10 protein-coding genes are annotated in these 11,921 nt (G+C 64.8%); 6 read left to right on the forward strand and 4 right to left on the reverse strand.

All coding sequences use genetic code 11. From position 1 onward, the window contains the following. Positions 1-64: 64 nt before the first annotated feature. The 4 genes from edd (at position 65) to CH289_RS15360 (ending at position 5,360) form a co-directional block, all read left to right on the forward strand. Complete coding sequence (edd, locus tag CH289_RS15345; RefSeq protein WP_020112629.1) at positions 65-1,888, forward strand: phosphogluconate dehydratase; 1,824 nt, start codon at positions 65-67, stop codon at positions 1,886-1,888. Positions 1,889-1,934: 46 nt separating this feature from the next. Next, positions 1,935-2,552 carry a bifunctional 4-hydroxy-2-oxoglutarate aldolase/2-dehydro-3-deoxy-phosphogluconate aldolase gene (gene eda / locus CH289_RS15350; RefSeq protein WP_020112628.1) on the forward strand — a complete coding sequence of 206 codons (618 nt, stop codon included), beginning with the start codon at positions 1,935-1,937 and terminating at the stop codon, positions 2,550-2,552. Between the two features lie 91 nt (positions 2,553-2,643). Then, positions 2,644-3,723, forward strand: coding sequence for a redox-regulated ATPase YchF (gene ychF / locus CH289_RS15355; RefSeq protein WP_019665448.1), 1,080 nt, complete (start codon positions 2,644-2,646; stop codon positions 3,721-3,723). 77 nt (positions 3,724-3,800) lie between these two features. Then, positions 3,801-5,360, forward strand: coding sequence for a carboxylesterase/lipase family protein (locus CH289_RS15360; RefSeq protein WP_020112627.1), 1,560 nt, complete (start codon positions 3,801-3,803; stop codon positions 5,358-5,360). Positions 5,361-5,364: 4 nt separating this feature from the next. Here CH289_RS15360 and CH289_RS15365 read toward each other — a convergent pair whose 3' ends face one another. The 3 genes from CH289_RS15365 to CH289_RS15375 are packed head-to-tail and all read right to left on the reverse strand — an operon-like array spanning position 5,365 to position 8,501. Further along, positions 5,365-6,369, reverse strand: coding sequence for a polysaccharide pyruvyl transferase family protein (locus CH289_RS15365; protein WP_020112626.1), 1,005 nt, complete (start codon positions 6,367-6,369; stop codon positions 5,365-5,367). Between the two features lie 7 nt (positions 6,370-6,376). Further along, positions 6,377-7,297: a glycosyltransferase family 2 protein gene (locus CH289_RS15370; protein ID WP_094728114.1), complete on the reverse strand. Its 921-nt coding sequence runs from the start codon at positions 7,295-7,297 to the stop codon at positions 6,377-6,379. Between the two features lie 40 nt (positions 7,298-7,337). Further along, the gene (locus tag CH289_RS15375; RefSeq protein WP_094728115.1) at positions 7,338-8,501 is read right to left on the reverse strand and encodes a winged helix DNA-binding domain-containing protein; all 1,164 of its coding nucleotides are present in this window, start codon (positions 8,499-8,501) and stop codon (positions 7,338-7,340) included. A 100-nt stretch (positions 8,502-8,601) separates the two neighbouring features. Between CH289_RS15375 and CH289_RS15380 the strand changes: the two genes are divergently transcribed. Further along, entirely contained in the window at positions 8,602-8,961 is a 360-nt protein-coding gene (locus tag CH289_RS15380) for a helix-turn-helix transcriptional regulator (RefSeq protein WP_230620848.1), read from the forward strand. Between the two features lie 31 nt (positions 8,962-8,992). On the opposite strand, the gene CH289_RS15385 is transcribed toward CH289_RS15380, so the two are convergent. Beyond that, positions 8,993-9,952: an SDR family NAD(P)-dependent oxidoreductase gene (locus tag CH289_RS15385; RefSeq protein WP_020112623.1), complete on the reverse strand. Its 960-nt coding sequence runs from the start codon at positions 9,950-9,952 to the stop codon at positions 8,993-8,995. 35 nt (positions 9,953-9,987) lie between these two features. On the opposite strand from CH289_RS15385, the gene CH289_RS15390 reads away from it, so the two are divergent. Continuing rightward, positions 9,988-11,889 (forward strand): alpha-amylase family protein, encoded by a 1,902-nt coding sequence (locus CH289_RS15390; RefSeq protein ID WP_020112622.1) that lies wholly within the window; start codon positions 9,988-9,990, stop codon positions 11,887-11,889. The last annotated feature ends 32 nt before the right edge of the window (positions 11,890-11,921 follow it).

The raw sequence follows: 11,921 nt of genomic DNA on the forward strand, positions 1-11,921 counted from the left end.
GGGTTGTCGTGACGCGTAAGTGCCTCTAGTCTGAATCGTGAAAGACCGAACAGGGAGACACCTCATGGACACCATCCACCCGGTCCTGCGTCAGGTCACCGACCGCATCGCAGCCCGCAGCCAGTCCGCCCGGGCCACCTACCTCGATCGCATCGCCGCAGCAGGAAGTCGAGGCCCCGCTCGCGGGCGGCTTGCCTGCGCCAACATCGCCCACGGTTTCGCCGCGTCGGGAAAAGCCGACAAGCAAGCCCTGCGCGGCATGGTGAAGCCGAACATCGCCATCGTGTCCGCGTACAACGACATGCTCTCGGCGCACAAGCCGTTCGAGACCTACCCGGCTGCACTCAAGGCCGCTGTCATCGAAGCAGGCGGAATCGCGCAGTTCGCCGGGGGAGTGCCCGCGATGTGCGACGGCATCACCCAGGGCCGCGACGGGATGCAACTCTCGCTCTTCAGTCGTGACATCATCGCGATGTCCACCGCAATTGCGCTGTCGCACGACATGTTCGACGCCACCCTCATGCTGGGCGTGTGCGACAAGATCGTGCCAGGAATGCTCATGGGCGCCTTGAGCTTCGGCCACCTGCCCGCCGTGTTCGTCCCCGCGGGCCCGATGACCTCCGGACTTCCCAACGGCGAGAAGGCGAAAGCTCGCCAGCTCTACGCCGAAGGCAAGGTGGGACGAGAAGCGTTGCTGGACGCGGAGGCGGCGTCGTACCACGGCAGTGGCACGTGCACGTTCTTCGGAACTGCGAATTCCAATCAGTTGCTGATGGAGGTCATGGGTCTGCACCTACCCGGCTCGTCCTTCGTCAATCCCGGAACCCCGTTGCGCGACGCCCTGACTCGCGAAGCCGCCCATGTCGTCACCGGTCTGACCGATCTCGGTGAGAACTACACACCGGTCGGCGAAATCGTCGACGAGAAGGCGATCGTCAACGGCTGTGTTGCACTCCTGGCCACCGGCGGCTCGACCAACCACACCATGCACCTCGTTGCGATCGCCCGCGCCGCCGGTATCACGCTGACCTGGCAAGACCTGTCGGATCTATCGGCTGTCGTGCCACTGATGGCACGGATCTACCCCAACGGCAAGGCGGACGTGAACCACTTCCACGCCGCAGGCGGCCTCGGTTTCGTGATCGGTTCGCTTCTCGATGCCGGTCTGATGCACGACGACGTGAAAACCATTGCGGGATTCGGTCTTCGGCGTTACACGCAGGAACCCAAGCTCGACGGCGAGGGTGTGATGTGGCAAGACGGTACGCGAATGAGCCACGACGACAGTGTGCTTCGCGGCGCCGACGAACCGTTCAGCGCCGACGGCGGCCTGAAGATGCTGACCGGCCCGATCGGGAAGAGCGTCATCAAGACCTCCGCGCTGGCGGCCGAGCACCGCGTGGTCACCGCGCCCGCGAAGGTGTTCGACGACCAGGCGGACTTCCTTGCAGCGTTCGACGCAGGAGATCTGGAAGGCGACTTCGTCGCAGTGCTGCGTTACCAGGGGCCGCAGGCCAACGGAATGCCTGAACTACACAAGCTGACGCCGGCCTTGGGAATCCTGCAGGATCGCGGCTACCGCGTCGCGCTCATCACCGACGGGCGCATGTCCGGAGCGTCCGGGAAAGTTCCTGCAGCAATTCATCTCACGCCCGAAGCAGCCAGTGGGGGTGCGATCGCGAAGATCGAGGACGGTGACATGATCACCCTCGACTCCGTCGCCGGAACGCTCGACATCGACGTGCCACTTGCGGACTTCGAGGTCAGAGTGGTCACCGGCCGGGCGCCGGCGCAGGACGAGTGGGTCTCCACCGGCCGAGACCTGTTCTCCGGCATGCGCGCTCTTGTCGGCCCCGCCGACGAAGGCGCCATGTTCGTGATGCGCTGACAGTTCCGCCGTTCAGAAGACCCGACGCACAGAAGAAGGACTACACATGACCGAATCCCTGCTGGACCGCGTACCCGTCATCCCCGTGGTGGTGGTCGAAAATCTCGACCACGCCGTGCCGATCGCCCGCGCCCTCGTCGCCGGCGGCCTGCCCGTCATCGAACTCACCCTGCGCACCCCGGTGGCCCTCGACGCGATCGAACGCATTGCCGCCGAGGTGCCCGAGATCCTTCTCGGTGCGGGCACGATCGTCACGCCCGGCCAGGCGAAGCAGGCATCCGACGCCGGCGCGCAGTTCCTCGTCTCACCCGGCAGCACACCAGGGTTGACACAGGCGATGCGCGACACCGGTCTGCCCCACCTACCCGGTGCCGCCACCGTGTCCGAGGTGCTCGCCCTGCTGGAAGCCGGCTACACCGACCTGAAGTTCTTCCCGGCCGAGGCGTCGGGCGGCGCGAACTTCCTGAAGTCGATCCACTCACCCGTTCCAGCGGCCCGCTTCTGCCCGACGGGCGGGATCTCCACGGCCAATGCGTCGACGTACCTGTCGCTGCCGAACGTCGGATGCGTCGGAGGGTCATGGATCACCCCGGCGCCCGTTCTCGCTGCCGAAGATTGGGACGCCGTGACCACCCTCGCCCACGCGGCACGCGCCCTCACCTAGGGTGGCGATGATTCTCCCGTCGTCACGTCCTCCGACGAAGATCCTGGGCGACGCGGTGCTGGTCCCGACGTCAAAGTAGACTCCATAGACCGTGAGCCTCACCCTCGGAATCGTCGGACTGCCCAACGTCGGCAAGTCCACCCTCTTCAACGCATTGACCAAGAACGATGTGCTGGCCGCGAACTACCCGTTCGCGACCATCGAGCCCAACGTCGGTGTCGTGCCGTTGCCGGATCCGCGGCTGGGCAAGCTCGCTGAGGTCTTCGGCTCCGAGAAGGAGGTTCCGGCGCTCGTGTCGTTCGTCGACATCGCCGGCATCGTCAAGGGCGCGTCCGAAGGCGCTGGCCTCGGCAACAAGTTCCTCGCCAACATCCGTGAGGCCGACGCTATCTGCCAGGTGGTGCGCGTCTTCGCCGACGACGACGTGGTGCACGTCGACGGCCGCGTCGATCCCGCCGCCGACATCGAGGTCATCGAGACCGAGCTCGCGATCGCCGACCTCCAGACGCTCGAAAAGGCCATCCCGCGCGTCGAGAAGGAAGCGCGGATCAAGAAGGACCGCAAGCCTGCACTCGACGCCGCCATCGCTGCGCAGGCAGTACTGAACGACGGCAAGACTCTGTTCTCCGCGAAGGACAAGCTCGACTTCGAGCTCCTCAAGGAGTTCCAGCTGCTCACCACGAAGCCGTTCCTCTACGTCTTCAACGCCGATGAATCGATCCTCACCGACGACGCACGCGTCGGCGAGCTCGCACGATCCGTCGCACCCGCAGACGCGGTGTTCCTCGACGCCAAGATCGAATCCGAGCTCCTCGAACTCGACGCCGAATCGGCCGCCGAACTGCTCGAGAGCGTCGGCCAGACCGAACCGGGCCTCGATGCTCTCGCCCGCGCCGGCTTCCACACCCTCGGTCTGCAGACCTACCTCACGGCAGGACCGAAAGAAGCCCGCGCGTGGACGATCCACCAGGGCGACACCGCTCCCCAGGCTGCGGGAGTCATCCACACCGATTTCGAGCGTGGCTTCATCAAGGCCGAAATCGTCAGCTACGACGACCTCATCGAAGCCGGCTCCATGGCCTCGGCCAAGGCCGCAGGCAAAGTCCGTATGGAGGGCAAGGACTACATCATGGTCGACGGCGACGTCGTCGAATTCCGCTTCAACGTCTAGACAACGCCTAACCCGCTTCGAATATCCTTTCGGAGAACGGAACGTACGGCGGTCGGTGATCACGGACGAGGCGATCGATGAAGAAGACCTTGGCGGCAGTGGCGTGTGTGCTGTTGGTAGGCGGATGCGCTACTGCGACGGACAACCAGCCCGAACCACGGGACCCTCTGTCCGTGGACACCACGACGGGCCTGCTGCGCGGTAGCGAGGTCGGTGGCACGCGGCAGTTTCTCGGAGTTCGATATGCGCAGCCACCAGTCGGTGATCTGCGGTGGGCGTTGCCGGAAGCTGCTCCGGACACCGAGGACACCGTCGACGCCACGTCGTTCGGCGCGCGGTGCCCGCAGGGGACAGGTCCGGATGTGCAGACCGACGAGGACTGCCTGTTTCTGAACGTGACGGTTCCTTCGGACGCGGGTGACGGTCAGCTCCCGGTCGTCGTGTGGTGGCACGGGGGCGGTTTCACCAGCGGCGCGGGCTCGGACTACGACGCCACGCGTTTCGCCGAACAGGGCAACGTGATCGTAGTGACGGTCAACTATCGGCTCGGAATGCTCGGCTATCTCGGTCTTCCCGGCCTGGAGGGCTCCGGTAACTTCGGGCTCGCCGATCAGCTCCTTGCGCTGAAGTGGGCGAACGACAATGCCGAGGCGTTCGGTGGCGATCCCGACAACGTGACCGTGATGGGGGAGTCGGCCGGAGGAATGTCTGCCTGTGCAGCGCTGGGATCCCCTGCTGCGGAGGGGCTCGTCGACAAAGCGATCATCCAATCGGGGTCGTGCCTGATCGACTGGCCCGCCGGAACTCTCTACCCGGGGCTGCCCGAGTTGACGCCGTACGCTCCGCTTGCCGAAAGCGAAGCAACGGGCAGTGCAATCGCAGACGCTCTGGGCTGCACCGACGATCGGCTGCGTTGCCTGCGGGAGTTGCCCGTCGAGAAGGTTGTCGAGCAATCGTCGTCGTTCGGCAATGGTCTGGCCTACGGTACGGACCTACAACCGACAAATCCGGCAGACGCAGTTCGAGACGGACGCACGATGCCGATCCCAGTGATCATGGGTGGTAACGCGGACGAGCACCGATCGTTCGTCGGGGGTGCATTGCTGGCAGATCCGACGTCCGTCACCGACGAGACCTACAGGTCGCTCATCCAGCAGGCATTCGGCACGCGTGCGGGCGAGGTGGAACAGCGCTACCCGAGAACCGAATTCGACAGTGCAGCGCTGGCATGGTCCACCCTGGTCACCGATGCGGCCTGGTCGTGCCCGATGCTGAACACGTCCGCGTTGCTTTCTACGAACGCCGACGTGTGGTCCTACGAATTCGCCGACGAGACAGCCCCGGATGTGAGCGGTGTATCGGCCACGGGATTGGCTCAGGGCGCTGCACATGCGACCGATCTGCCGTACACGTTCGACCTGAACGGCAGTGACCTTCTCACCGGTCCCGGCCAGAAAGACCTGTCGGAGAAGATGATCGAGGCTTGGTCCGAGTTCGCACGATCCGGCGACCCGGGGGAGGGCTGGCCGAAGACAACGGACGCCAGCGGTCCGGTGTTGGAATTCGGCAACCCGGACACCGTCGTGGGCAACTACTACGACGCGCACCAATGTGGGTTCTGGAGCGATCGGGGTTAGCCCATCATCGGCTTCGCGTCACCGCGTCTTCGACCATTTCGACAGCCTCTGCCGCTGTCGACGCCAGTCGCACTGTGTCGAACCGATGTAGGTATGCGCTGTAGATGCCGGACACCTTCTTGTTCGCGTTGTCGAGTGCAACCACTCGCTTTCCCATCATCGCGGCCAATACGGCCGCGTGAAGTCTGTCCGTCAGGACGACGGAACCTTGATTCAGAATGCGTTGAGCAACACGAAGATTGAGCTGCGCGGCGAAGGGGTAGGACCGGGCGAGAGCCGGACAGAGAATCCGGGTGGTTCGTGGCACGTTGTACGCAATTCTGGTGGGCAGCGTGATCGCGTTCCACAGCGCGCGATCCGGTCCGCGTAGACCCCAATCTGCTTGGACTGAAGACGCGCCGAGGTCGAGGGCGCCGTGGTCGATGCCCTCGGAATCGACGCGCAGCAGCTTCACGACATCCACCGCCGAGCCGCCTGGACTGCTGTCGATCTGCGCGCCGAAGGCCAGGTCGGGGCAGTATTCGACCCGATTGTCGGGGAATGCGGCTATGGCGAGATCGTAGGATTTTCGTTCACGGAGCAAGAGCGTCAGATCGGAATGCTTCGAGTACAGGTCCGCCGTCCGCCTCAGTGCCGCGGGATCGGCGTAGTCGATTCCTTGCGGAAGGCACACGATCGTGTTGTGCGGGAAGCGCTCTACGATCCCCTCACGAAACCGTTGATGCGCAGGCCATCGGTCGCCGAAGTTGCCACCGCCGTGCAACAAGATCGTTCGGCTGCCCACTCGCTGTCGAAACAGACTGTCGTCATGAGTGACGAGATCCGAGATGAAATCGACTCGAACATTCAGTTGCGACAGGTAATCGATCTCGCCCGCATAGATGAGCGAGTCGCCTGCGTTGTCGTGAATGGGGAAGTCCAAGAGAGCAATACCCTCGCCGGGAGCGACGTGATTGCGCAAGACCGCCAATGTCTCGTCTCGAATGGATGCGAGTGCGCGCTGGGTCATGAGGCGCTCACGATTCCTGCCATTGTCCCTCGATTTCGGTTCGAACACGCGGATTGAGCAGGCGCAGACGCATCACCATCGCGCCGTACTGAAGGCCGAGGTGCTGAGCCCAGATCTCGCGCGGCACTGAGTGGGATCGTCTGCGCAACCACGGATTTCGAGCGACCAACATGAACGCAAGGCTGGCCAGATGTGCCGGAACCTGTACGAACGGGGACAACTGCGGGCAGCCACGCGACCGATGCTTGACGGCAACCACGCAGGCTGCCCCACCGTATTTGCGTCCCTGTGCGAAACATCCACCGAGCGTAGTCCTCAGGCGGTACGCGACGACGGCTTCCGGTGCGTGCCCCAGCGTCAATCCGGCCTCTTGAATCCGCCACGAATAGTCGACGTCGTCGCCGCCGCTGGTCAATTCTTCGTCGTAGTAACCGACCTGTTGCACGACGTTGCGCCACATACCGAAGTTGTTGCCCTGAGCCCACGGAAGGTGGAAGGTGTCGAGGCGTTGTTCCGGAGTGGGGGCGCCTGGCCAGGACGCGACCTCGGGGGAATTCAGTGAATACAGCTCGATCGGGCCCCCTACTGCGTCGAAGTTCTCCGCTTCGCGGGTCAGGGCGGTCAGCCAACCGGGATGGACCGAATCGTCGTGGTCGACGATGGCAATGAACTCGCCTCGGGCGGCGTCCATGCCGACGTTTCGTGCATGCGACACACCCCGGATCCGGGACGCGTCGACGCAACGGACTGTGAGGGATGAAGACAGGCAGGCGACGTACTCACGCGTACCATCGGTCGAGCCGTTGTCGCTCACGATCACCTCGAACGCGCCCTTGTAATCCTGAGCCTCCAGGGCCCTGAGCTGCACGTCCAAGTGCGGCAAGCCGTTGTAGACCGGCACGATGACGGAAACGAGACTGATCGGCATGGTTTAAAACTGTACTGGGTGCACTTTCGCATCGAGTCGCTTACCTACCGCGCAGTCGTTTTTCCAACGGCGTCGGGAAGGACGGTACGACGGCGGTGCCGTCGAGGAGTGTTGTGATCCGCTCGGCTTCGGCGGTGACGTCGGCGGTGTTGGATCCGATGTCCTCGAACAGTTCGGTCGCGACTTCGCCTGCCGGAGTGACTGCCCATCCGCCGACGATTCGGCCGTCGAGCCAGATGGTCGGACCGATGTTGCCGAAGGTGTCGAACAACGGTGGCTTGTAGTCACCGAGGTACCAGTCGCGGTGCTTCCAGCCCATCGGCGTCGGGTCGAGGGCGGGGAGCAGCACGACGCCGCGCGCGCAGCCGGACAGGTCTGTATCCGGCAGCATGATGCCTTCGCCTGCGGTCAGTTCGACGGCGACCGTGTCGATGGCTGCCGCCGCCGCACGTGTCTGGGTCTTGTTCCATCCGGTCCACCATTGGATGTCGTCCATGGTGGCCGGACCGAACACTTCGAGCCACCTGCGCACGAGTTCTCGGCGACTGTCGGTCTCGTCGACGGCGGGGATGCCGCCTGGCCACCAGTGATCGATCGGAGCCCATGCGTGCCGCCGTGACGTCCAGGCGCCGCGAGGTTCGACCCTCACCATTTTTCCTTCGGCTGCCGTCATCACCAGGACTTCGGAGGTGACGTAGCGCCTGACGTCGTACGATTTGTCGGTCGTGGGCAGAAACGCGGTCTTGAGCAGTGGAACCGCGGCGGACAACTCGGCTCCCGTTGCTGTGCCGACGGCCTTCAGGCGTGTCTCGGTCTCCTGTTCGACCTGCGCGATCCATGCCGCGGGGTTCTCGACCACCGGATCGGTCGGTCCCTTCTCGACTTGGGTGAGCAGCCGTTTGCGCATCGTTCGTGCGACGCCGAGACTCGCTGCGGCATGGACGAGCGGTAGGTCGTCGTGTGCGAGAACGAACAGCGTGCGGCGCATCGCCATCGAGCGGACCAATGTCCGACGCTCGTACATCGCGGCGCGGACGTCGTCGATGCCCAGCGACCGGGCACGCGCGAGAACGGACAGGTAGACCGTCGCCGGATCGGTGGCGTGCAGGGCCAACACGGACTCGACGACGGCCTCCGGCGTCGATGCCGCCGCGAACTGCCGTGACACCAACCGGGCGCGGCGTTGTGCATCGGTGATCTTCATCCGAACAGTGTGCCTCGCGGGGCCGACATGGCACGATCCGTGCGTGGACGAATCGCAGAACTTGAAGGATCTCGCGCGGCTGCGACGCGTGCGCGACCGGATGGATCGCGACTACGCTCAGCCGCTGGACGTCGAGGCGTTGGCGCGCGGTGTGCACGTGTCGGCCGGCTACCTGAGTCGGCAGTTCAAGCGTGCCTACGGCGAATCTCCTTACTCGTACTTAATGACTCGCCGGATCGAACGTGCAATGGCGCTGCTGCGACGAGGAGATCTCTCGGTCACCGACGTGTGCTTCGAAGTGGGGTGTTCCTCGCTCGGCACGTTCAGCACGCGCTTCACCGAGCTGGTGGGAATGTCGCCGAGCGTCTACAAGCGACGTGCGGCCGGAGACGCGGCAGGCATACCGTCGTGCGTCGTGAAACAGGTGACGAGGCCGATCAGAAGCGGCGCACGCCGATGACGTGTCGAGATGCTCGCCCGTACAGCTCCGTCTACAACTCGATTCCGGTTGCCTCCACCACCGTCGACCACAGGGCATCCCTGGCGTCGGGGGAGTCCTTGCGCCACGACGGGTAGTGGGTCGGCCGAATGGCTCGGTCGTGCCAGAACTTTCCGGTGCTGGTGAGCGCTTCGTCGCCGGCGGCGAGCCAGACGATGGTGTCCGCGCCTTCGTCGGGTGTGCGGAGGATGGGTTTCATGACCGTGCCGAACATCGGAATCGAATCGGTCACTCCCGGTGTCGCGGCCCAGCCGGGGTGCATGCTGTGCACCACCGGATCGTGTTCTTCGGTCATTCGCTGAGCCAGCTGCTCGGCGACGACCACCTGCATACGTTTGGTGCGGGCGTACGCCGTCATGCCGGAGTACTTTCCGGAGGCGAACTCGAAGTCGCGCGTGTGCAACGGCACCGGATACATGCCGCCGCTGGAGACGAAGACGACTCGGGATCCGGCGTCGAACAGTTCCCTGGCGCCGACGGTCAGGGCGACGGGGCCGAGGACGTGGGTCGCGAATGCGGCCTCGTGGTTCTGTGCTGTCGACGTGCGCTCCTCGGGCATGACGCCCGCACAGTGGACGATGGCATGCAGCCCGGTCAGCTCCGACGTCAGGTCCGTCACCAGCCGTGCGACGGAATCGAGATCGCTGACATCGCATTCTCGGACGACGATCGACGCTTCCGATGCAGCTGTCTTGATGATCCCGGCGGACTTCTCGAGTCTTTCGGCCGATCGCCCGACGAGGTGTACCCGGGCGCCGAGTTTCGCGAGGGACGTCGCTGTGGCGGCCCCGAGCCCGGAGCTGCCGCCGGTGACGACGACGTCGATCGGTTCGGGAAACGGTGCCGGGTCCGACGCCCAGAACCTGCTGCGCACCGTCGACCCGATGCGGGAGTAACCGGGTACGACGGTTCGATCGAGGACGGTGTCGAGGATGCGCGTCACGGAGACCATGCGTCCTTCGTACCCCACCGTGTCATCATGCAAGCATGGTTCTCTCCGAGGAGGCACGCGATCTGCTCGCGGATCTACCTGCGCACAGACGTCAGACGTTCGAGCTGCGTCTGCAGCAGTGGGGGCCGGATCTGCTCGACGCGGTGACCGCGCTGTATTCCGCACCGGACGACGTGGCGTCGGCTCTCGTCACCGTCGCGGCCCGGGGGTTCGCCGCGCGGTCCGACGAGTTGCACCGGCTCGACGAACGCAGGTTGTTGCAGCCGGACTGGTTCCAGCGGCCGAACATGTTCGGGTACGCCTGCTACGTCGACAGGTACGCGAAGACGTTGAAGGGCTTGGGGGACAGGCTCGATCATCTGACCGACCTGGGGGTCACGTATCTGCACATGATGCCGTTGCTGAAGCCTCGTCCCGGTGACAACGACGGCGGATATGCCGTCATGGACTTCTCCTCGGTGCGTGAGGATCTCGGTACCAACGAGGATCTGGCGCAATTGGCCGCCACGTTGCGTAGCCGCGGAATCAGCCCCGTCGTCGACCTGGTTCTCAATCACGTTGCTCGCGAACACGACTGGGCGGTCGCCGCGCGCGCAGGTGACGCGAAGTATCGTGACTACTTCCTGATCTATCCCGATCGCGACACTCCCGACAGGTTCGAGCGCACCCTGCCCGAGGTGTTCCCGGACTTCGCGCCCGGTAGCTTCACCGAGGTCGACGGCGAATGGGTGTGGACGACGTTCAACGAGTGGCAGTGGGACCTGAACTGGGCGAATCCCGCCGTGCTGCTCGAATTCGCCGAAGTAGTGGTGCATCTGGCGAACCTGGGAATCGAGGTGCTGCGCCTCGACGCCATCGCATTTCTGTGGAAGAGGCTCGGGACCAACTGTCAGAACCAGCCGGAGGTGCACGCCGTCACGCAGGCGCTGCGGGCGACCTGCCGGTTGACCGCTCCTGCGACGTTGTTCAAGGCCGAGGCCATCGTCGGGCCCCGCGAACTCATGCCCTATCTGGGCGAGGGGCGCCATGCGGGACGCGTGTCGGACATCGCCTATCACAACAGCCTGATGGTGCACGTGTGGTCGATGTTGGCGTCCGGCTCCACCGATCTGGCCCGGCACGCGCTCGCTGGGTTGCCGCCGACACCGCCCGGCGGTACCTGGGTGACCTATGTCCGCTGTCACGACGACATCGGCTGGGCCATCGATGATTCCGACGCCTCCGCCCGGGGTGTCACCGGCGTCGGGCATCGGCAGTTCCTCGCGGACTGGTACTCCGGCGAGTTCGACGGATCGTGGGCGGAAGGGCTTGTCTTCCAACACAACAGGGAGACCGGTGATCGGCGGATCAGCGGCACGGCCGCGGCCCTCACCGGTCTCGGCCCGTCGAGGAAGGATCCCGCGGGCGGGTTCGCGCGCATTTTCCTCGCGCACGCCGTCGTCGCCGCATGGGGAGGCATTCCCGTCGTGTGGAGCGGCGACGAGATCGGGTCACCGGGCGACCCCGAGTGGGCGTCGGAGGACGGACACTCCGCCGACAACCGCTGGGTTCACCGGCCGCGGATGACCGACGCCGACCGAGCCCGCCGCCACGAACAGGGCTCCGACGCCCAACGCGTTTTCGACGGTGTAGCTCACATCGCACGTGTCCGAGCCGGCCTGCCGATGCTTCATTCCGAGGCTCCGACGCGGGTCCTCACCGACGCGGACATCGACGACGGCCTCCTCGTCGTACAGCGTCGACACCCGAGCGGGACTCTCGTCGGTGTCTTCAACGTGACTGCCGATCACCGACCACTCGCCCGTGCCCGGTTGGCGGACCTGGGGTCGGTCGATGTCCGCGAAGTGCTGTCCGGCCACGATCTGGCAGAGCACGGACTGCACGATCCCGGCGGAACGCTGTGGGTCCCGCCGTACGCCGCGTGGTGGATCGTCTGAGAATCGGCGAAGAGGCGCAGGCGTTATATCCC

Origin of the sequence: Rhodococcus sp. RS1C4 (assembly GCF_002258225.1) — a bacterium.
Taxonomy (GTDB): Bacteria; Actinomycetota; Actinomycetes; order Mycobacteriales; family Mycobacteriaceae; genus Rhodococcoides; species Rhodococcoides fascians_E.

Coding starts and splice junctions, on each gene's coding strand:
- edd (WP_020112629.1), top strand. CDS start 65: ATGGACACCATCCACCCGGTCCTGCGTCAGGTCACCGACCGCATCGCA.
- eda (WP_020112628.1), top strand. CDS start 1,935: ATGACCGAATCCCTGCTGGACCGCGTACCCGTCATCCCCGTGGTGGTG.
- CH289_RS15360 (WP_020112627.1), top strand. CDS start 3,801: ATGAAGAAGACCTTGGCGGCAGTGGCGTGTGTGCTGTTGGTAGGCGGA.
- CH289_RS15365 (WP_020112626.1), bottom strand. CDS start 6,369: ATGACCCAGCGCGCACTCGCATCCATTCGAGACGAGACATTGGCGGTC.
- CH289_RS15370 (WP_094728114.1), bottom strand. CDS start 7,297: ATGCCGATCAGTCTCGTTTCCGTCATCGTGCCGGTCTACAACGGCTTG.
- CH289_RS15375 (WP_094728115.1), bottom strand. CDS start 8,501: ATGAAGATCACCGATGCACAACGCCGCGCCCGGTTGGTGTCACGGCAG.
- CH289_RS15380 (WP_230620848.1), top strand. CDS start 8,602: ATGGATCGCGACTACGCTCAGCCGCTGGACGTCGAGGCGTTGGCGCGC.
- CH289_RS15385 (WP_020112623.1), bottom strand. CDS start 9,952: ATGGTCTCCGTGACGCGCATCCTCGACACCGTCCTCGATCGAACCGTC.
- CH289_RS15390 (WP_020112622.1), top strand. CDS start 9,988: ATGGTTCTCTCCGAGGAGGCACGCGATCTGCTCGCGGATCTACCTGCG.